This window comes from Paraburkholderia guartelaensis, assembly GCF_004353905.1.
Lineage (GTDB): Bacteria > Pseudomonadota > Gammaproteobacteria > Burkholderiales > Burkholderiaceae > Paraburkholderia > Paraburkholderia guartelaensis.
This window is the reverse complement of the sequence record NZ_SMOD01000007.1, coordinates 147,911-166,814: the sequence shown is the minus strand read 5'-3', so window position 1 is coordinate 166,814 and position 18,904 is coordinate 147,911. Positions and strand designations below refer to the sequence as shown.

18 protein-coding genes and 1 riboswitch are annotated in these 18,904 nt (G+C 66.0%); of the genes, 6 read left to right on the top strand and 12 right to left on the bottom strand.

All coding sequences use genetic code 11. The features are described 5' to 3' along the window. Positions 1-29 precede the first annotated feature (29 nt). The 5 genes from E1N52_RS11500 to E1N52_RS11480 all read right to left on the bottom strand — a co-directional run bounded on the left by E1N52_RS11500 (position 30) and on the right by E1N52_RS11480 (position 5,041). Positions 30-719 (bottom strand): gamma-glutamylcyclotransferase, encoded by a 690-nt coding sequence (locus E1N52_RS11500; RefSeq protein ID WP_133182873.1) that lies wholly within the window; start codon positions 717-719, stop codon positions 30-32. Positions 720-728: 9 nt separating this feature from the next. After that, positions 729-1,190: an rRNA maturation RNase YbeY gene (gene ybeY / locus E1N52_RS11495; protein ID WP_028205986.1), complete on the bottom strand. Its 462-nt coding sequence runs from the start codon at positions 1,188-1,190 to the stop codon at positions 729-731. A gap of 35 nt (positions 1,191-1,225) precedes the next feature. Further along, positions 1,226-2,359: a PhoH family protein gene (locus E1N52_RS11490; RefSeq protein WP_133182871.1), complete on the bottom strand. Its 1,134-nt coding sequence runs from the start codon at positions 2,357-2,359 to the stop codon at positions 1,226-1,228. 45 nt (positions 2,360-2,404) lie between these two features. Next, positions 2,405-3,778: a tRNA (N6-isopentenyl adenosine(37)-C2)-methylthiotransferase MiaB gene (gene miaB / locus E1N52_RS11485; protein ID WP_133182869.1), complete on the bottom strand. Its 1,374-nt coding sequence runs from the start codon at positions 3,776-3,778 to the stop codon at positions 2,405-2,407. 279 nt (positions 3,779-4,057) lie between these two features. Next, complete coding sequence (locus E1N52_RS11480) at positions 4,058-5,041, bottom strand: LysR family transcriptional regulator (RefSeq protein ID WP_133182868.1); 984 nt, start codon at positions 5,039-5,041, stop codon at positions 4,058-4,060. Between the two features lie 115 nt (positions 5,042-5,156). Between E1N52_RS11480 and E1N52_RS11475 the strand changes: the two genes are divergently transcribed. The 4 genes from E1N52_RS11475 (at position 5,157) to ribB (ending at position 8,854) form a co-directional block, all read left to right on the top strand. After that, entirely contained in the window at positions 5,157-5,561 is a 405-nt protein-coding gene (locus tag E1N52_RS11475) for a VOC family protein (RefSeq protein WP_133182866.1), read from the top strand. Between the two features lie 57 nt (positions 5,562-5,618). Next, a complete protein-coding gene (locus tag E1N52_RS11470) occupies positions 5,619-6,806 on the top strand; it encodes an MFS transporter (RefSeq protein WP_133182864.1) in 1,188 nt (395 codons plus the stop codon). 202 nt (positions 6,807-7,008) lie between these two features. Then, positions 7,009-7,674: a helix-turn-helix domain-containing protein gene (locus E1N52_RS11465; protein ID WP_133182862.1), complete on the top strand. Its 666-nt coding sequence runs from the start codon at positions 7,009-7,011 to the stop codon at positions 7,672-7,674. A 113-nt stretch (positions 7,675-7,787) separates the two neighbouring features. Then, positions 7,788-7,961: riboswitch (FMN riboswitch) on the top strand. 164 nt (positions 7,962-8,125) lie between these two features. Beyond that, on the top strand, positions 8,126-8,854 hold the full coding sequence (ribB, locus tag E1N52_RS11460) for a 3,4-dihydroxy-2-butanone-4-phosphate synthase (RefSeq protein WP_133182860.1): 729 nt from the start codon (positions 8,126-8,128) through the stop codon (positions 8,852-8,854). A gap of 80 nt (positions 8,855-8,934) precedes the next feature. Here ribB and E1N52_RS11455 read toward each other — a convergent pair whose 3' ends face one another. After that, positions 8,935-9,621 carry an HAD family hydrolase gene (locus tag E1N52_RS11455; RefSeq protein ID WP_133182858.1) on the bottom strand — a complete coding sequence of 229 codons (687 nt, stop codon included), beginning with the start codon at positions 9,619-9,621 and terminating at the stop codon, positions 8,935-8,937. Between the two features lie 135 nt (positions 9,622-9,756). Continuing rightward, positions 9,757-11,292 carry a glycerol kinase GlpK gene (glpK, locus tag E1N52_RS11450; protein WP_133182857.1) on the bottom strand — a complete coding sequence of 512 codons (1,536 nt, stop codon included), beginning with the start codon at positions 11,290-11,292 and terminating at the stop codon, positions 9,757-9,759. A 208-nt stretch (positions 11,293-11,500) separates the two neighbouring features. Here glpK and E1N52_RS11445 point away from each other — a divergent pair, with 208 nt between their 5' ends. After that, the gene (locus tag E1N52_RS11445; protein ID WP_205965602.1) at positions 11,501-11,878 is read left to right on the top strand and encodes a hypothetical protein; all 378 of its coding nucleotides are present in this window, start codon (positions 11,501-11,503) and stop codon (positions 11,876-11,878) included. A 266-nt stretch (positions 11,879-12,144) separates the two neighbouring features. Here the strand turns inward: E1N52_RS11445 and E1N52_RS11440 are convergent, their stop codons facing one another. Continuing rightward, positions 12,145-12,342 (bottom strand): hypothetical protein, encoded by a 198-nt coding sequence (locus tag E1N52_RS11440; protein WP_028205977.1) that lies wholly within the window; start codon positions 12,340-12,342, stop codon positions 12,145-12,147. A 630-nt stretch (positions 12,343-12,972) separates the two neighbouring features. On the opposite strand from E1N52_RS11440, the gene E1N52_RS11435 reads away from it, so the two are divergent. After that, complete coding sequence (locus E1N52_RS11435) at positions 12,973-13,806, top strand: ferritin-like domain-containing protein (protein WP_342777843.1); 834 nt, start codon at positions 12,973-12,975, stop codon at positions 13,804-13,806. 67 nt (positions 13,807-13,873) lie between these two features. Here the strand turns inward: E1N52_RS11435 and E1N52_RS11430 are convergent, their stop codons facing one another. The 4 genes from E1N52_RS11430 to E1N52_RS11415 all read right to left on the bottom strand — a co-directional run bounded on the left by E1N52_RS11430 (position 13,874) and on the right by E1N52_RS11415 (position 18,824). Then, positions 13,874-15,544, bottom strand: coding sequence for a DEAD/DEAH box helicase (locus tag E1N52_RS11430; RefSeq protein ID WP_133182855.1), 1,671 nt, complete (start codon positions 15,542-15,544; stop codon positions 13,874-13,876). A 257-nt stretch (positions 15,545-15,801) separates the two neighbouring features. Continuing rightward, a complete protein-coding gene (gene trhA, locus E1N52_RS11425; protein WP_133182853.1) occupies positions 15,802-16,422 on the bottom strand; it encodes a PAQR family membrane homeostasis protein TrhA in 621 nt (206 codons plus the stop codon). A gap of 316 nt (positions 16,423-16,738) precedes the next feature. Continuing rightward, positions 16,739-18,034, bottom strand: coding sequence for a cytochrome c (locus E1N52_RS11420; protein WP_133182851.1), 1,296 nt, complete (start codon positions 18,032-18,034; stop codon positions 16,739-16,741). Between the two features lie 22 nt (positions 18,035-18,056). Beyond that, complete coding sequence (locus E1N52_RS11415) at positions 18,057-18,824, bottom strand: c-type cytochrome (RefSeq protein WP_069262871.1); 768 nt, start codon at positions 18,822-18,824, stop codon at positions 18,057-18,059. Positions 18,825-18,904: the final 80 nt, after the last annotated feature.

The window sequence follows — 18,904 nt, the reverse complement described above, 5'->3', positions numbered from 1 at the left end:
CTGAGAAGCGCAACCTCGGAAACGCGGCCTCAGGCGCAACGCGCGAGCAGCCGCTCCAGCGCGCGGTCGCGCATGCCGCTCTCGCGCAGTGCATCGACGGTGCGGCGCACGTAGTCGAGCGTCGTGCCGTAGCGGCCCGACGCGCAGCCGAACACGGTGCGCACCGTGGCTTCGGAAAGCTTGCCGGTGTAAGACGCCACATCGCGCCGCATGACGAACGCGAGCGCGTCGACGCGGCGGCCGTCCGCGAGCACGCAGGGCAGCCAGGCGGGGCGGTACGAGCCCATCGGCATCTCGCGGCGCCAGAGCGCTTCGAGGTGCGGCATCACGCCCTCGGCGGCGAGGCGGAACGCGACGCCCGCGCACGAGCCGCCACGGTCGAGCGCGAGGACGAGGCCGGGCTGCTCGGGCGTGCCGCGGTTCACGCGCGACCACAGGTACAGCCCGCGATGGTAGCCGTGCACGCGCGAACGCACGTTCTCGGCCGTGGGCAGCCCTGGGTTCCAGATCAGCGAGCCATAGCCGAAGAGCCAGATGTCGCTCGCGCCGTCCCAACCTTTCGCTTGCAGCGTGCAGGCGAGCGAGGCGTGCAACTCGTCTTCGCTCAGGAGCCGCGACTCGCCGAGCGCCGGTGGGTAGCCGGGGCAGGGCACGCTCGCATCGCCCGCCTCGGGCAGTGCTGAGGGTTCGGCGAAGTCGGGCGTGCGTTTGTCGTTCATGGCGGAGGCTTACTTGTACGGATCAGGAAAGCCTAGCGAGTTGAGCACCTCGGTCTCGATGCCTTCCATCTCTTCGGCTTCGGTCTCGTCTTCGTGATCGTAACCCTGCGCGTGCAGCGCGCCGTGCACGAGCAGATGCGCGTAGTGCGCGGCGAGCGGCTTGCCCTGCTCGGCGGCTTCCTTTTCCACCACGGGGCAGCACAGGATCAGATCGCCCGTGACCGGATCGTCCTCGCTCTCCGCGTACGCGAAGGTGAGTACGTTGGTCGCGTAGTCCTTGCCGCGATAGGTGCGGTTGAGCGTGCGGCCTTCCTCGGCGTCGACGAAACGCACGGCCAGTTCCGCGTCCGCGAAGAGCGCGGCCTTGAGCCACGCCGCCACGGTGGCGCGCGGCAGCGCGGCCTTGTGCTCGGGGAACGCCTTCGCGGCGGGGAACTGCACAGTCAGTTTGAGTTTTGGTGCGCGGGGCATGGGGCTCGAGCTATGAAGCGACGCAGGCGGCGGCGTTACCGCGCGTCGCCGACGCCTTCGTCCTTTTTCGAATGCGCGTCATACGCCTCGACGATACGCGCGACCAGCGGATGGCGCACGACGTCCGCGCTCGTGAAGTGCGTGACGGCGATGCCGCGCACGTCCTTCAGCACATGCTGCGCTTCGATCAGGCCGCTCTTGTGGCCGCGCGGCAAGTCGATCTGCGTGGTGTCGCCGGTCACGACCGCCTTCGAGCCGAAGCCGATACGCGTGAGGAACATCTTCATCTGCTCGGGCGTGGTGTTCTGCGCCTCGTCGAGAATGATGAACGCGTGATTGAGCGTGCGCCCGCGCATGTAGGCGAGCGGCGCGATTTCGATCATCTGGCGCTCGAACATCTTCGCGGTCTTGTCGAAGCCGAGCAGATCGTAAAGCGCGTCGTACAGCGGACGCAGATACGGATCGACCTTCTGGGACAGATCGCCGGGCAGGAAGCCCAGACGCTCGCCCGCTTCCACGGCCGGACGCGTGAGCACGATGCGCTTGACCTGGTCGCGCTCGAGCGCGTCCACGGCGCAGGCCACGGCGAGATAGGTCTTGCCGGTGCCCGCGGGGCCGATGCCGAACGTCACGTCGTGCGAGATGATCTGCTTCAGATACTCGCGCTGCGCAGGCGTGCGGCCGCGCAGGTCGGCGCGCCGCGTGTAGAGCTTCGGGCCCAGTTCCTCGACATCGACGCCGTCGCTCGCGGGCTCGTCGAACGGATGATCGGGGTCGCCGCGAAAGCGTGGGTCGATCTCGGAAGCGTCGTTGCCACCGCTATTGCCGCCATTCACATTGCCGCGCACGCCGCCGCTGCCATTGCCGCGCGGATCGTTCGCCGAATTGCCGCCGAAGTTCGCAGGGTGCCGGGCTTCGACGAGCGCGAGCTGAATGTCGTCGACGGAGAGCGGATCGCGCGCCTGGTTGTAGAAGTTCTCGAGCGCCGCGAGCGCCAGCTTGGCGCCACGCCCGCGAATGGTGATGCGATGGCCGCGCCGCGCGAGCGTCACGTCGAGCGCTTGCTCGATCTGGCGCAGGTTTTCGTCGAGCGGGCCGCAGAGGTTGGCGAGCCGCGCGTTGTCGTCGCGCGGCGCGGTGAATTCCAGATGCTGCTGATTGGGCTTCAAGGTGTCTCTGAACTCCTGAATTCCTGGCTGGGTGCGCCGAGCCGATTAATGCGCGAGCGTCGAAGCGTCTTCGTGCGCGAGCACGAGTTCGCCGCGCAGCGAGTGCGGGTACGCGTGGTTGATCTTCACGTCGATCATCTGTCCGATCAGGCGAGCATGCGAAGCGAGCGGCGCCGGGAAGTTCACCACGCGGTTGTTCTGCGTGCGGCCCGATAGTTCGCTCGGGTCCTTGCGCGAAGGGCCTTCGACGAGAATGCGCTCGACTCGGCCAACCATCGACTGGCTGATGCGCGCCACGTTCTCTTCGATCGTGGCCTGCAGGTGCTGCAGGCGCTTGAGCTTCACCTCGCGCGGCGTATCGTCTTCGAGATTCGCGGCGGGCGTACCCGGGCGCGGGCTGTAGATGAACGAGAAGCTCGTGTCGTAGCTCATCTCTTCGACGAGCGCCATCATCTTCTGGAAGTCCTCTTCGGTCTCGCCGGGGAAGCCGACGATGAAGTCCGTGGAGAGCGACAGGTCCGGGCGGATCGCGCGCAGCTTGCGGATGATCGACTTGTACTCGAGCACGGTGTAGCCGCGCTTCATCGCCATGAGCACGCGGTCCGAGCCGTGCTGCACCGGCAGATGCAGGTGGCTCACGAGCTTGGGCACCTTCGCGTAGGTGTCGATCAGGCGCTGCGTGAATTCCTTCGGGTGCGAAGTCGTGTAGCGGATGCGCTCGATGCCGGGGATTTCGGCGACGTATTCGATCAACGTGGCGAAGTCGGCGACGTCGTGCGCGCCATTCGTGAGCGCGCCACGATAGGCGTTGACGTTCTGGCCAAGCAGCGTGACTTCACGCACGCCCTGGTCGGCGAGGCCCGCGATTTCGGTGAGCACGTCGTCGAGCGGACGCGAGACTTCCTCGCCGCGCGTGTAGGGCACGACGCAGTAGCTGCAGTATTTCGAGCAGCCTTCCATGATCGAGACGAACGCGCTCGGGCCTTCCACGCGCGCGGGCGGCAGATGGTCGAACTTCTCGATTTCGGGGAAGCTGATGTCCACCTGCGCACGGCCCGAGGCGCGGCGCGCGTCGATCATCTGCGGCAGGCGGTGCAGCGTTTGCGGGCCGAACACGAGGTCCACATACGGCGCGCGCGCGACGATCGCCGCGCCTTCCTGGCTCGCCACACAGCCGCCTACGCCGATTAGCAGGTTCGGGTTCGCTTCCTTCAACTCGCGCACGCGGCCGAGGTCGGAGAAGACCTTCTCCTGCGCCTTTTCGCGCACCGAGCAGGTGTTGAAGAGGATGACGTCCGCGTCTTCGGGGGTGTCGGTCTTCACGAGGCCTTCGGCGGCGCCGAGTACGTCGACCATCTTGTCGGAGTCGTACTCGTTCATCTGGCAGCCAAAGGTCTTTACATAAACTTTCTTGGTCATCGGGTTTCGCCGTTCGCAGTGGTTGACCTGGGGGCGTCGTCCGCTTGATGCACGCGCGTGATGCACGGTCTGCACGTCAGGACTACGGTGTTTTATGGGGGCCGAATCGGGATGCGGGGAGACCGGCTATCAGACCGGCGATGGCATCCTGTTTCCGGCAATGCGTTGGGGACGTTCCGCGTTGCTTTTCACTTCTTTTTCGCTTTTTTGCCGGTGCCGCGTTTGCCTATATTGGCCAATGCGTATGCGGCTGCGGATCGCTTTCTGCGCAATCCAACATTATATCCGTTTGCGTCTGCGGCTTTGCGTCGCTTCGGCCGGATCCGTGCAGGGGACGAGCGCTTCCAGTTCGCCCGAAGTCTGCGCGAAACGCTCGGTGAGGAAATCGAGCAGCGCCCGTACGCGCGGCGCGAGAAAGCGGTTGCGGTGATAGAGCGCGTGCAGCGGCGCGTCGGGGTAGCGCCACTCGGGCATCACGGTCTTGAGCCGCCCGGCGCGCAGATCGTCCGCGACATCCCAGATCGACTTCACCGCGAGGCCGTAGCCGCACAGCGCCCACTGGCGCGCCACTTCGCCATCCGTGGATTCGAGCGCGCCCTCGAGCGGCACCGTATAGGTCTGCGTTTCGGTCTGCGAGTCGCTGCCGCGCGTAAAGCGCCATTCGTTCACCGGCCCCGCCGCCGAGCCGATCACGATGCAGTCGAAACGGGCCAGATCGTTCGGCTCCCGCGGCTCGCCGCAGCGCGCGATGTACTCGGGCGAGGCGCACAGCACGCGGCGGTTCGGCGCGAGCCAGCGCGCCACGAGCGAGCTGTCCTGCGGCGTGCCGAAGCGGATCGCGAGATCGATGTCTTCGAGCACGAGATTCGAGAGCGAGTCGGTCAGCATCAGCGCGAAGCGCACATCGGGATAGAGGGCGCGGAATTCGTCTAGCCAGGTCATCAGCAAATTGCGGCCGAAATCCGAGGTCGCCGAAATGCGCACCTTGCCGCGCACCGCGTTCTGGCCCTCTTGCAAGGCCGCTTTGGCGTCGTCGAGCGAGCGCAGCGCGTGCTCGCTGCAGGTGAGGTAGAGGCGGCCTTCGTCGGTGAGGCGCAACTGGCGGGTCGTGCGGTCGAAAAGCCGCGCACGAAGCTCCGCCTCGAGCCGCGCGAGCCGGGCGCTGGCGGCGGCGGGCGTAAGGCCGAGCTTGCGGCCCGCCGCGGAAAGGCTGCCGAGGCGGGCCGCCTCCACGAACAGGCGCACGTCGCCGAGATTGTCCATCGCGCGATTATTAGAAATAGATTGAAAATGATTCAAATACTACGCCAATTATCAAATTTGAGCGTAGCCGCGACAATGCGCGTGTTTTCAGTACAACGGCCTCGGCCCGCACGCCATGCAACTCGATCACGTCACCCTCGTCACTCCAGACCTCGAAGGCACATGCCGCTTCTTTCGCGACATCGTCGGCCTCGAAGACGGCCCGCGTCCGCCGTTTCGCGTGGACGGCCGCTGGCTCTACGCGAACGGCCGCCCGGTCATCCATCTGGTCGATGCGACCGAGCCTGCCCGGTTGCCCGGCGGATCGCCCGCACTCGTGGCGCCGCGCATCGACCACGTGGCGTTTCGCGTGGCATCAGGCGCTGAGTGGCGCGCGCTCGGCGAGCGGCTTGCCGCGCACCGTGTGCCGTACCAGCTGGCGGAGGCGCCCGCGAGTGCGGAAGTACAGCTGTTCGTCGCGCTTGCGCCAGGTGTCGTCGTCGAGTTCGTGACGTCGCTACCGGTTGGCGCGGCAGTTTGATGGCCGCTGTACGCCGTTGAAGCTCATTTGAATCCAGGCTGATTTTCGGAGATTTCGATGCCTATCCCCTTGCTCGCACTGGCCATCAGCGCCTTTGCCATCGGCACCACCGAGTTCCTCATCATGGGCCTGTTGCCCGATGTGGCGCGCGATCTGAACGTGACGATTCCCGCCGCGGGCCTGCTCGTCACCGGCTATGCGCTCGGCGTGGCGGCCGGGGCGCCGCTGCTTGCCGCGCTGACGAGCCGCATGCCGCGCAAGCTCGCGCTGCAACTGCTGATGGGCGTGTTCATCGTCGGCAACGTGATGTGCGCGGTCGCGTCGAACTATTCGCTGCTGATGGTCGCGCGCGTCGTCGCCTCGTTCGCACACGGCTCGTTCTTCGGCATCGGCGCCGTGGTGGCCGCCTCGCTCGTCCCGCAGGAAAAGCGCGCGAGCGCCATCGCGCTGATGTTCACGGGGCTCACGCTCGCCACCGTGCTGGGCGTGCCGTTCGGCACCGCCATCGGCCAGCAGTTCGGCTGGCGCGTGGCGTTCTGGATCGTGAGCGGCCTTGGCGTGATTTCGCTCGTGGGCGTGACGGCTCTGGTGCCGAACCATCACGACAGCGGTCCGGCCGGGCTCGGCCACGAAGTGCGCGTGCTGCGCGACCCGCAGGTGTGGCTCGCGCTCGGCATGACGGTACTCGGCTTTGGCGGCGTGTTCGTCGTGTTCACCTACATCGCGCCGATTCTCGAACAGGTGGGTGGATTCTCGCCGCGCGGCGTGACGCTGATGCTCGTGCTGTTCGGCGTGGGCCTGACGCTTGGCAACACACTGGGCGGCAAGCTCGCGGACCGCGCGCTGATGCCTTCGCTCATGGGCATTCTCGTGGTGCTCGCCGTGGTCATGGCGATCTTCACGAAGACGAGCCATGCCATGTGGCCCGCCGCGATCACCGTATTCGTGTGGGGCATTGCCGCGTTCGCGACCGTGCCGCCGTTGCAGATGCGCGTGGTCGCGAAGGCCGCGGCGGCGCCGAATCTCGCCTCGACGCTGAACATCGGCGCGTTCAACGTGGGTAACGCAATGGGCGCGTCGATGGGCGGTCTCGCCATTGCGCACGGCGTGGCGCTCGACTCGCTGCCGTGGGTGGCCGCGGCCGTCTCGGTGGCGGCGTTCGTGCTCACATGGGCCGCGGCGCGGCTCGACACGCGCGCCGTTCCGCTGCGCGATGCGCACGTGGCGGCGCGGCAGAACACGTGAGCACCTGACGAGGGCAAGGCGCTAGGCCGCGCAGAAGGCAATGCGCCTTATGCGCAGGGCGCGAAAGTAATCCACGATTCGCGCTCTGCAATGCTGATAACAGTGTGAAGATAACTTCGTTGGGCGCGGCAAATCGCGATGCTAGTCTTGCCTCCATTCATGCTCTTGCGCCGCAATGACGCGGCGCTGCCTGGAGGCAGCCATGCATTCACCCCTCGCGCTCGTACGCGATGCACAACCCGATATTGCGCACACCGAAGGATCTTACGAGACGCTTGAGCATCTCGTGGGCGTGAACCTTGCCCGGCTGCGCGCCGAACGCCAGCTTTCGCTCGATGCGCTCGCACGCGCCTCAGGGGTCTCGCGCGCGATGCTCGCTCAAGTCGAGTCGGCGCGCAGCGTGCCGTCGATCAAGGTGCTGTGCAAGGTGGCGGCGGCGCTCAAGGTCTCGGTTTCGGCGTTCCTGCGGCGGCATGCCGTGAACGGCTTCGAGCATTTGCCCGCCGAGCGGGCGTCGCGTCTCGTTTCCGCCGACGGCCGTTATTCGGCGCGCGCGCTCTATCCGGAAGGGGAGCCCGCCGCCGCCGAATTCCACGAACTGCGCATCGCGCCGCTGCACACCGAACCCGGCGTGCGCCGGCCGCCGGGCACGACGGTGAACCTCGTGGTGAGCGAGGGCACGCTCGAAGTGAGCGTGCACGATCGGCGCCAACTGCTCGCAACCGGCGACGCGATCGTATTCGACGCCGACCAGCCGCATAGCCTGCGCAACCCTGGCGACACCGAGGCGCGCGTGTTTCGCGTGACGCTCAACGCCGAGACGCCGCCGCGCTGGGACGTACCGGCCGTGGCGGCGCAGCCGGCATGAACCGCGTCGCGCCTTCGAGAACATCGTCTAGTCGCAAGTTTTCGCGCTGCACAGTTGCGCAGCCTGTTGTATGCTTTGCCCGCCGGTTAAGTCAGGTAATAAGCCGGTAATCAGTGCGTCTTCAGGGCGGGGCGAAATTCCCCACCGGCGGTATGCCGGCCGCGCCGAAAGGCAAGGTCGACGAGCCCGCGAGCGCCTGCGCGAGCCTCATTGTGTCGTGCGCAGGGTCAGCAGATCTGGTGCGAAGCCAGAGCCGACGGTCATAGTCCGGATGAAAGAAGATGTGCAGATGGTCATGTTTGCCCATCCGCCGCGGTGTTTCGGCCGGTGCGTGTGCGTCCCCATTTTCGGGGCGCGGCTCATCACTGCCGAATCACGCGTGCCGGGGATTCCTGTCTGTTTGCAATGCCCTGAAACGTTTTTCGCCTAACTCTCGCGAGGAGCGTTTCACATGTCCCTTACTGCCAGTACCACTCTCGCTTCATCCCAGGGCGCGCCGCTCGACGCCGCCGCCGATCTCCCGTTCATCGATTCCGAGCCGGTGCCGCCGCGCATTGCCGCCGCGTTGCAAGCCATGCGCGAAGGCCGCCCGGTCGTGCTGCAGGACGACCACGACCGCGAGGACGAGGCCGACCTGATCGTCGCCGCTGAACGCCTCACGCCCGAAACGATGGCGCTTTTCATCCGCGAATGCAGCGGCATCGTGTGCCTGTGTCTGTCTGACGAAAAAGTGCGCGCGCTCGAACTGCCGCCGATGGTGGCCCACAACGAGAGCCGCAACCGCACCGCGTTCACGGTCTCGATCGAAGCGCGCGACGGTGTGAGCACCGGCGTTTCGGCTGCGGACCGCGTGACGACGATCCGCGCCGCGATTGCCCCGAACGCGAAGCCTGCCGATATCGTGCGCCCTGGCCACGTGTTCCCGCTGCGCGCCCAGAAGGGCGGCGTGCTGGCGCGCCGCGGCCACACCGAAGGTACCGTCGATCTGGCGGTGCTTGCAGGCCTCGCGCCTGCCGGCGTGCTGTGCGAGCTGATGAACCCGGATGGGACGATGGCGCGCGGCAAGCAGGTCGACGATTTCGCCAAGCTGCACAATCTGCCGGTACTGTCGATTGCCGAACTCGTGGCGTTTCGCGAGTCGCTCGCCGTGGCGCGCGAGCGCTGCGCCGAGCCGGCCTGAGGCGCGCCGAAAGTAGCAGGGTGAGGGACGTGGCGCCGATGGGCGCCGCGTCTTTTTTCATTGCGGAGTATGCAGCAGCCTTACGACTGCACGTCGCCGAATTCGCCGCGCACGCCGGCCTCGACGAGCGCCGGCAACTCTTCCATGTGCGCCATGATGCGCGTGATGCCCATCTCGCGCAGCACGTCGGCGTAGCCCGAAGGAATGTGGCTCGCGCCCACGAATGCGATCGTCTTCATGCCAGCCGCGCGCGCGGCATTCAAACCCGAAATGCTGTCTTCGACGACGATGCAGCGCGCCGGCTCCACGCCGAGCTGCTTCGCCGCGTGCAGGTACACGTCCGGATAAGGCTTGGGCCGCGCAACCTGCTCGGCGCTGAAGATGCGCTCGCCGAAGATCGTGTCGAGCCCGGCGCGCCGCACCGAGGCGTGCACGCGCGTGAGCCGGCTGTTCGAGACGACGGCGGGAGGCAGCGTCACCCGGCGCAGGGCGTCGCGCACGCCGTTGATCGGGCTCACCGATTCGGCAATGGCGGCTTCGCAACGATGTTCGATGGTCTCGAGAAAGTCCTCGGGCATCGTGAGGTTGAAGCGCGCGGCGACGTCGGCGAGAAAGCGCGAGGTCTGCTGGCCGAACGCCGCATTCACGGCGGCGTGAAAATCGAGGCCGGGAAAGGTGCTGCTGAGCGTATCGAACAGAACGCGGTCGGCAATGACTTCGCTGTCGACGAGCACGCCGTCACAGTCGCAGATGAGATGGTCGATCATGCGTGAAACGAGAGGCCGGGCAACGCGCGGCCAGCGGCCGGTGCGCGCGCCTGAGCCAGGCAGGCGGGAAGATGGAAACCCCCAATCATACGTGCTTTTGCTTTTTGCACGCAGCGCACTTGCGGCCTGCGATGCTCAGCTGTCGTCCGCTGTGCTTGCCGTGCCGGCGTCGGCCCACGCTTTTGCCGCGCCAATCGCGCGCTGCCAGCCGGCGAGGCACCTTGCCGCCTCGTCGCGCGTCAACGAGGGCGTGAAGCGGCGCTCGAGGCTCCACTGCTGCTGCAGTTCATCGATATCGCGCCAGAACCCCACGGCGAGCCCGGCGAGATATCCCGCGCCCAGCGCAGTGCTTTCGCTCGAGCGCGGCCGCAACACATTCACGCCCAGCAGATCGGCCTGGAACTGCATGAGCAGATCGTTCGCGCTTGCGCCGCCGTCCACGCGCAGCTCGTTCACACGCATACCGGAATCGGCCTCCATGGCGGCGAGCACGTCGAACGACTGATAGGCAATCGAGTCGAGCGCTGCGCGTGCGATATGCGCCGCGGTCGTGCCGCGCGTGAGCCCGAACAGCGTGCCGCGCGCATGTGCGTTCCAGTGCGGCGCGCCAAGGCCGGCGAACGCGGGCACGAGGTACACGCCGTCGCTGTGCGGCACGCTGGCTGCGAGCGGTTCGATTTCCGCTGCACTGCGAATGATGCCGAGCCCGTCTCGCAGCCACTGCACCACCGCACCCGCGATGAAGATGCTGCCCTCCAGCGCGTATTGCGTTTGCCCGAGCGCTTGCCATGCGATGGTCGTGACGAGGTTGTGGCTCGACTCGATAGGCTGCGCGCCGGTATTCATCACGAGAAAGCAGCCGGTGCCGTAGGTGTTCTTCACCATGCCGGGGCGCATGCACATTTGTCCGAAGAGCGCCGCATGCTGGTCGCCCGCCACGCCGGCGAGCGGGATTTCGGCTGCGAAAAGCGACGCCGCCGTGTGCGCATAGACTTCTGATGACGAACGCACTTCCGGCAGCATGCTGCGCGGAATCTCGAAGAGCGCGAGCAGGTCGTCGTCCCAGCGCAGCGTGTGGATGTCGAAGAGCATGGTGCGCGCGGCGTTGGTGACGTCGGTGGCGTGCAGCGCGCCGCGCGTGAAGTGCCACAGCAGCCAGCTGTCGACGGTACCGAACGCGAGCCGGCCCGCGCGCGCTTTTTCGCGCGCACCCTCGACATGGTCGAGAATCCAGCGGATTTTCGTGGCCGAAAAGTACGCGTCGATCGGCAGGCCGGTTTTCGAGCGCACCATCGGCTCGAGGCCGCGCGCTTTCAGTTCGTCGCAATAGCCGGACGTGCGGCGGTCCTGCCAGACGATGGCGTTGTACACGGGCTGACCTGTTGCCCGGTCCCACACGATGGTCGTTTCGCGCTGGTTCGTGATGCCGATGCCCGCGATCGCGGCGGCACCGACGCCGGCGCGCGTGAGCGCTTCGGCCGCGACACCTGCCTGGCTCGACCAGATGTCGCGCGGGTCATGCTCGACCCAGCCGGGCCGCGGGTAGAGTTGCGCGAACTCCTTCTGCGCGAGCGCGACGATTGCACCGCTGCGCTCGAGCAGCAGGGCGCGTGAACTCGTCGTGCCCTGGTCCAGCGCGAGGATGTACGAGTCGGCGTGCGACTGAGGCATCGTGCAGTCTCCTTTGAGCGTGCGCAGCGGTACGCATTGCGGCGACCGGCGCGCAACGAGGCGCGTGGCATCGAACCCAGCATAGCCCGAAAGCGATTTGCGCTCGACTCGGCCGAACGGCCAGGGTGTCGCTCGCGCGGCTCGGTGCGACAATAATCAAGTCGGGATGGAGTCGATCCAACCAGCCGAAAACGATAACGAGGCAATCATGCGTGCAATTGCAATGATCAGTGCGGCCGTGCTGCTCGCGGGGTGCGTGGGCGCGCCGCAGAACCCGGAAGGCGGGGGGCGCGCACCGTCGCTCGCCGCTTTGCAGCAGATGTGCGGCGGCCAGACGGTCGATTTCGGTGCGTATGCGCCGGGCGTCTACGCGGCCATTTTCGACGCGTGGGTCGCGAACCGGCGCGGCCGGCTGCCCCAGGACCAGTTTTGCGGCTTCCAGGCTCAGCTCGCGCAGCAATACACCGCGCTCGGCAAGAGCGGCAACGGCGAGGCGCGGGGTGAGTGGGTGAACTTCCTCAACACGCAGCGCGCGCAGGCGCTGAGCTGGCGGGCAGCGGTCGATCCCACGCTGAGAGCCGGGTAGGCGAATAGACGGATAGTGCCGCGGCAGGGTGCGCGCGTCCGCGCGTGCAAGCAGTGCAAGCAGGCACGCGCAAAAAAATGGTCACGCGGGCATGAAGCGCGCGGGTCCGCGTGACCATGCACTGCAGGCGCGTACGTCTACTGCCGTGCGCCTGCATCGGGGACGTGCCCGACAAGTCGGGCGGGCGGACGATCCATGCGTCCGCGCAAATCGATAAAGGGCAATGGAGCCTGTGGCTGCGCGGGTGCTCGGCCCGCGGGATCAGGCTACGAACACCGTTTGATGGCGCGCAACGCAGAGTCGCCGATTTCGGTTAGTCGCCATTGCTGAAGGCCAGATGCAAGGCGCTCCAGTTGGACGAGCTGTCGTTCGAGCAAGGCGTCCAGTTCTTCTCGCTCCATGTCGAGCTGGTTGGGGGCGTCCTGTACTAGCAGCAGGGTGGCGAATTCATGCGGACTCAGCATCGTTCTCTCCGTGTTGCCGCATCAGAGGTCGCCGGTTGCGGCCCGCAGGGCGGCGCAGCGACAAGAATGCGGTGGTATGAGCGAAAGCCTGCGACCGTGCAGATCGACTGACTGGAGGGACCGGCCGCGCGGACCGCCTGTGCGCGGCCAAAACGGCATCCAGCCCGGGATCTACCTCGGGGAACTGGAGTGTAGTCAACGCCGCTGCGTTGTACAAACCACGCCCCGAAAATTTTCCCTTTGACATTCGAGCCCGTACGCAGCGGTGTTGCGAGCCGTCCAGATTCGCGAAATCACTTGAAGTTCTTACCGCATCGCCGCATGCGGCGAGCGAATCCGCATCGATGCCCAGTGCATCGAGGACACGGTATCCCTGCGGGTATTCCGTTTGCGCCTTTGCCGCTGGGCGTCACATGACGTAATGCGGACAAGTCGTCTATTCCCGGAACTGTGCGGACCAGGCTCGGTCTGTGCTTTGTGACTGCAGCTACGCGAAACTACAGCTAAGATGGAAATAGGGATGGCTAGTAACGTTCGCCGCGCGTGACTGGCGAAGTTCGCCGGGCCTAGGGCTTCCGGCCAGGTGCCGCGCGTCGTGAGCGTAAAACGCCGCTTCGGGAGTAGGACACAATGCGTAACGATAACGAGCCTCGCCATGTGATGCCCTGGCGCATCGAAGACATCGATCTCACCCGTATCGACCGTCAACGTGCCGCCGCGAACGAAGACCTGATGCTGCTCCTCGCCGCCTCTTCGTTCATCGAAAGCGGTTCCGACCTTTACACCAGCAACCTGAACATGTTCTTCAACGGCGACCCCGAGGTCTCCGAGTGGCTCAACCGCGAATGGGAGCCCGAGGAGCTTCAGCATGGGCGCGCGCTGAAGACGTATATCCAGTACGTGTGGCCCGAGTTCGACTGGGACGCGGCGTTTCAGACTTTCATCGAAGAGTATTCGAAGACCTGTTCGTTCGAGGAGTTCGAGAAAACGCGCGCGCTCGAAATGGTTGCGCGCTGTGTGGTCGAAACCGGCACCGCCACGCTCTATCGCGCGATCGGCGAGTATTCGGACGAGCCCGTGCTCAAGGAAATCACCGGCAACATCCGCAGCGACGAAGTGCGCCACTACAAGCACTTTTTCAGCTACTTCAAGAAGTACAACCAGATAGAAGGGCACGGGCGTCTCGCCGTACTCGGCGCGCTCCTGCGCCGCGTGATGGAGATCAAGAACGAGGATTCCGAGATCGCGCTGCGCCATGTGTACGCGGGCCGCTACCCCGACCGCGTGCGCGACGAAGCCTATAGCCGCGAACTGACCGCGCGCGTGAACAGGCTGGTACGCCACAATCTGTCCGCCGACATGTGCGTGAAGATGCTGCTCAAGCCGCTCAACCTGCCTGCGAAGATCCGGCCGGGCGTGCACTATCCGCTCGCGAAGATCACGCAACACGTCTTCTTCCGCTAGGACATCGGCGCGCGCGAAAACAAAAAGCCCGCTCTAGAGCGGGCTTTTTCGTTTCTGGACGCGAGGATCAGCGATCGCGCTGGCCGTTGCCGTCGCGGCGCGAATTGCCGCCTGGGCGGCCGCCGAGCAGCGCGCCCGGGTTGCCTTGCGACTTGCGTTGTTGCGGGCGGCCCAGTGCGCTCTCGTGCGAAACGCCGCGCTGGCTTTCGCGGCGCGTATGCTCGCCGCGTGTGCCTTGTGCGCCGTGATTCGCGCCTTGCTGCTTCACGGGCTTGGCGGTGCGCACGCCGCCGCCGTTCGAGGCCGGCTTGGCCGGGCGCTGGCCGCCGTTGCCGCCACCGTTGGCCGCTTGCGCGCGGCCGCCTTCACGGCCGCCTTCACGGCCACCTTCACGATTACCGCCGCGCGGCTCACGCGATTCCCGCGATTCACGCGATTCACGCGATTCACGCGATTCACGCGATTCACGCGCCTGCGCGGGGCGGCCGCCGTTCGTGGCATTCGCACCATTCGACGCACCGCGGCCCTGGCCTTGCCCCTGGCGCGGCGAGCGCCCTTGGGGCTGGCTGCGGCGCTGGATCGGCTCAGGCTTCGCGTTCGGGTCCGGCTCGAAGCCCGGGATGACCTCCTGGGGCACCGCGCGCTTGATGAGCTTCTCGATGTCCTTGAGCAGTTGATGCTCGTCCACGCACACGAGCGACACGGCTTCGCCCGTCGCGCCCGCGCGGCCGGTACGGCCGATGCGGTGCACGTAGTCCTCGGGCACGTTCGGCAGATCGTAGTTGACGACGTGCGGAAGTTGATCGATATCGATGCCGCGCGCGGCGATGTCCGTGGCGACGAGCACCTGGAGCGTGCCGTCCTTGAACTCGCTCAATGCGCGAGTGCGTGCCGACTGGCTCTTGTTGCCGTGAATCGCGAGCGCGCTGATGCCGTCCTTCGTGAGCTGCTCGGCGAGGCGGTTCGCGCCATGCTTGGTACGCGTGAACACGAGCACCTGAAACCAGTTGTGCTGGCGGATCAGGTGCGTGAGCAGGTCGCGCTTGCGGTCGCGGTCGACGGGATAGATCTTCTGCGCCACGGTTTCGGCCGTGGTGTTGCGGCGCGCGACTTCGATGAGCGCGGGCGAGTCGAGCAGGCTGTCGGCGAGCGCCTTGATCTCATCGGCGAAGGTGGCCGAGAAAAGCAGGTTCTGGCGCTTGGGCGGCAGCTTCGCGAGCACGCGCTTGATGTCGTGGATGAAGCCCATGTCGAGCATGCGGTCGGCTTCGTCGAGCACGAGAATTTCGAGCTGCGAAAGATCGATCGTCTTTTGCTGCATGTGATCGAGCAGGCGACCCGGCGTCGCGACCACGATATCCACGCCGCGCCTGAGCGCGTCGATTTGCGGATTGATGCCCACGCCGCCGAACATCACCGTGGACTTGAGCTTCAGATACTTGCCGTAGGCGCGCACGCTCTCTTCGACCTGCGCGGCGAGCTCACGCGTGGGCGTGAGGATCAGCGCGCGCACTACGCGCTTGCCATTCGCTGCCGGCGGCATGTCCGTGAGGCGTTGCAGGATCGGCAGCGTGAAGCCGGCGGTCTTGCCGGTGCCGGTTTGCGCGCCGGCGAGCAGGTCGCCGCCGCCGAGCACGGCGGGAATCGCTTGCGCCTGGATGGGCGTGGGCGTGCTGTACCCAAGTTCGTTGACTGCGCGGACCAGCGGTTCGGACAAGCCGAGAGAATCGAAAGACATAAACACCTGTTGTATTGCAGTAGCGCGGGCGTCGCTTCGCGGCCCGAAGGCGCGCTGCGAAGCCAAAGCAGTGTTGCCGGGTTTGAATGCGCCCGGTGAAGCCGCTTTTTCGCGTTGTTCGGACGGCGCGCCAGTGCGCGCGCCGCGTTTTTTCTTCATGGAACGGACGGGTCTATCAAGACCCGTCGTCTGGCGTTAAGTTGCATCGTGCGGCCGCGGACACTGCGGCGGCCGTGCGATGTCTTCGCATTGACGCGTCACGCGACGTAGCGCGCGACGCTCACGAATTGACAGACGCTCCCGGCGAGCACGAACAGATGCCAGATTCCATGTCCGTGCCGGATGCGTTCGTCATTGACGAAAAAATAAATACCGATGCTGTAAATGACGCCGCCGGCGAGCAGCCACGCCGTGCCCGCAGCCGGCAAGGCTTCGACGAGCGGGCGAACCGCCACTACCGCGAGCCAGCCCATCACCACGTAGAGCACCATCGAAAGCACCCTCGTGCGCCGCCCGAGCGTGAGTTCCTGAACGATGCCAAGGGCCGCAAGCCCCCAGCTCACGCCGAAGAGCGACCAGCCCCAGGGCCCACGCAGGGTCACGAGCGTGAACGGAGTATAGCTGCCCGCGATGAGCAGATAGATCGCCGCATGGTCGCACTTTTGCAGCACCGCCTTCAGGCGTATGCCGCGCACGCCGTGATACAGCGTCGAGATCGTGTACAGCGCGCACAACATCGCCCCGTATACCGCAAAGCTCACGACCTTATACGCGTCGTGATCCAGCGCCGCGAGTGTCACGAGCGAGACGAGTCCCGCTACCGACAACATCGCGCCCACGAGGTGAGTAATGCTGTTCAGACGCTCACCGGCGTGCATGACGACCACTCCTTGTTCTTCTTGAGCGCAGCGCGCGCCGGTGGAACAGTGTTCCACCCCGTACGGCGCAGTGCTCGACCGCAGCGTTCAAAACCAGGCCTGACGGGCCACGGAACCGCCTTCACCGCACGTCCCGGCGCCAAATAGCGAAGGGCGCAGCCCGCGCTGTGCGGACTGCGCCCTTATCAGGCAACCGTCACTATAACAGTAACCACTTGCGTGGGACCGCCGTAAGGGCTGAGGCCCTTACGGCGGTGGACTGCTTTGCATGGGACCAGAGTAATCGCTAAAGCGCTAACTCTGGTCGACACGCCCGTCAGTCGAGCGGAGACGAGCGCAGATCCGCGACCTGCTGCGGCGACACCGGCGTGCCCTTGTTGCCCCAGGACATGCGGATGAACGTCACCACCGCCGCGACCTCCTGGTTCGAGAGCGCCTGCGCGAACGGCGGCATGCCGTACGGGCGCGGATTGCCCCCCGTGCTCGGCGGATAGCCGCCGTTGAGCACCATGCGGATCGGGTTCACGGCCGAATGCATCTGGATCGACTGGTTGTTCGCAAGCGGCGGGAAGTTCGGCGGCATGCCGAGACCGTTCTCCGCGTGGCACTTTGCACACTGGTCATGGTAGATCTTATGACCTTGCTGCAAGAGTTCGCCGCCGAACGCTTCCGACGTCTCCATCTGCATCGTCTCGGGCGCTTCCTTCTTCTGCGGGATGGTCTTCAGATACGAGGCCATCGCGTGGATGTCGTCGTCCGAGAGGTATTGCAGGCTGTTGTGGATCACGTCCGCCATCGGGCCGAACACGGCGCCGCGCTCGGACACGCCGGTCTTCAGGAGGCTCGCGATGTCCCTGATGTCCCAGTCGCCGAGGCCGCCTTCACTGCCCGTGAGCGACGGCGCGTACCAGTTCTGCAGCGGGATCAGACCGCCCGCGAAGGCCGCCGAGTTGACAGGGCCGCCCACGGCGTTGATGGAGGTGTGGCACATGCCGCAGTGGCCGAGGCCTTCCACGAGATACGCGCCGCGGTTCCATTCGACCGACTTGGTCGGATCGGGCTTGTACTCGCCTTCGCGGAAGAACAGCGTGCGCCAGCCGATCAGCAGGTTACGGTTGTTGAACGGGAACTTGAGTTCGTGCGGGCGGCTAGGCACGTTGACCGGCGGGACCGAGCGCAAATAGGCGAAGATCGCGTCGGCGTCGGCGCGCGTGACCTTGGTGTAGCTCGCGAACGGGAACGCCGGATAGAGCAGGCTGCCGTCCTTCGAGCGGCCCGTGTGCATGGCGCGATAGAAGTCGTCGGCGCTCCACTTGCCGATGCCGTACTGATCGTCGGGCGTGATGTTGGGGGTGTAGAGCGTGCCGAACGGCGTGGCCATCGGCAGGCCGCCCGCGAACATCTGGCCGCCGCGCACGGTGTGGCAGGCGATACAGTCGCCGGCGCGCGCGAGGTACTCACCCTTCTTGATGAGATCGGCCTGGTCGACGGGCGTCGCGGCCTGCGCCGCGCCATTGTGCAGATAGTGGGTGCCCGACCAGAGCACCGGTACGAGGGCCGCGGCGGCGGCCACGATGACGGCGGAAAGTGCGAACAGGGACTTGCGGTTCATATTGGCTGTCTCCCCCGGCGCCTTATTGCGGTTCGCTGCCGCAGGCAAGCGGCGTCTTGAGTGAGCCAGCCGGCGCCGGCACGGGGTTCTGCGGCGCGCTCTGCGTGGAGAGCCAGGCCGCGACCGCGTTCACGTCTTCGTCGGTGAGACGCGTAGCGATCTCATGCATGCAGTCGGGCGCTTTCGCATGCCGCGAGCCCGAGCGCCAGGCGCCGATCTGCGCGCTGATGTAATCCATGTGCAGACCGACCAGACCCGGGATGGCCGGCTCCATGCCGGTGAGCTTCGCGCCGTGGCAGGCCGCACAGGCGGGCACCTGCTTGGCCGGGTCGCCGTGCAGGACGATCTGCTGGCCGCGCGCGAGCGTGTCGCTGCCGACCGAAGGTTTCGCGGGCGGCGGGTAGGGCGGCCGCTGCTGCGAGAAGAACGTCGCGATCTCGTGCAGGTAGTCGTCGGAGAGATAGGTGACCAGATAATTCATCGGAGGGTACTTGCGGCGCCCCTCGCGGAAGTTCATTAGCTGGTTGAACAGGTACTCGGCCGGTTTGCCGGCGAGACGCGGGAAATAGTCGTTGTCGGTGCCCTGCCCGTGCGAGCCGTGGCACGCGGTGCAGCCCTGCACGCGTGCGGCGATCGTGTCGGGGGCTTTGGCCTGCGGCGCGGAGGCGGCCGTCTGGGCATGTGCAGCGCTGAGAACGCCGGTCGTCCCGAGCAAAAGTGCTGCTGCCAGAGGCGCGACGAGCGGAATGAGCGGTCGGAAGATACGTCTTGGGGACACGCGTAACTCCATCTTTATCGTGGACCTGACCAGGCTTCGAACGGCCCGGCTTCTAGGCTGCGCGCGATGAAAGCAGAAGACCGTGCGCGCTG

Bases quoted from the DNA above. Each gene is read 5' to 3' on its own strand.
- ybeY (WP_028205986.1), bottom strand. From the start codon at position 1,190: ATGCCCCGCGCACCAAAACTCAAACTGACTGTGCAGTTCCCCGCCGCG.
- E1N52_RS11475 (WP_133182866.1), top strand. From the start codon at position 5,157: ATGCAACTCGATCACGTCACCCTCGTCACTCCAGACCTCGAAGGCACA.
- E1N52_RS11445 (WP_205965602.1), top strand. From the start codon at position 11,501: ATGCGTGCAATTGCAATGATCAGTGCGGCCGTGCTGCTCGCGGGGTGC.
- E1N52_RS11455 (WP_133182858.1), bottom strand. From the start codon at position 9,621: ATGATCGACCATCTCATCTGCGACTGTGACGGCGTGCTCGTCGACAGC.
- E1N52_RS11500 (WP_133182873.1), bottom strand. From the start codon at position 719: ATGAACGACAAACGCACGCCCGACTTCGCCGAACCCTCAGCACTGCCC.
- ribB (WP_133182860.1), top strand. From the start codon at position 8,126: ATGTCCCTTACTGCCAGTACCACTCTCGCTTCATCCCAGGGCGCGCCG.
- E1N52_RS11435 (WP_342777843.1), top strand. From the start codon at position 12,973: ATGCGTAACGATAACGAGCCTCGCCATGTGATGCCCTGGCGCATCGAA.
- E1N52_RS11430 (WP_133182855.1), bottom strand. From the start codon at position 15,544: ATGTCTTTCGATTCTCTCGGCTTGTCCGAACCGCTGGTCCGCGCAGTC.
- miaB (WP_133182869.1), bottom strand. From the start codon at position 3,778: ATGACCAAGAAAGTTTATGTAAAGACCTTTGGCTGCCAGATGAACGAG.
- glpK (WP_133182857.1), bottom strand. From the start codon at position 11,292: ATGCCTCAGTCGCACGCCGACTCGTACATCCTCGCGCTGGACCAGGGC.
- E1N52_RS11480 (WP_133182868.1), bottom strand. From the start codon at position 5,041: ATGGACAATCTCGGCGACGTGCGCCTGTTCGTGGAGGCGGCCCGCCTC.
- E1N52_RS11420 (WP_133182851.1), bottom strand. From the start codon at position 18,034: ATGAACCGCAAGTCCCTGTTCGCACTTTCCGCCGTCATCGTGGCCGCC.
- trhA (WP_133182853.1), bottom strand. From the start codon at position 16,422: ATGCACGCCGGTGAGCGTCTGAACAGCATTACTCACCTCGTGGGCGCG.
- E1N52_RS11465 (WP_133182862.1), top strand. From the start codon at position 7,009: ATGCATTCACCCCTCGCGCTCGTACGCGATGCACAACCCGATATTGCG.
- E1N52_RS11415 (WP_069262871.1), bottom strand. From the start codon at position 18,824: ATGGAGTTACGCGTGTCCCCAAGACGTATCTTCCGACCGCTCATTCCG.
- E1N52_RS11440 (WP_028205977.1), bottom strand. From the start codon at position 12,342: ATGCTGAGTCCGCATGAATTCGCCACCCTGCTGCTAGTACAGGACGCC.
- E1N52_RS11470 (WP_133182864.1), top strand. From the start codon at position 5,619: ATGCCTATCCCCTTGCTCGCACTGGCCATCAGCGCCTTTGCCATCGGC.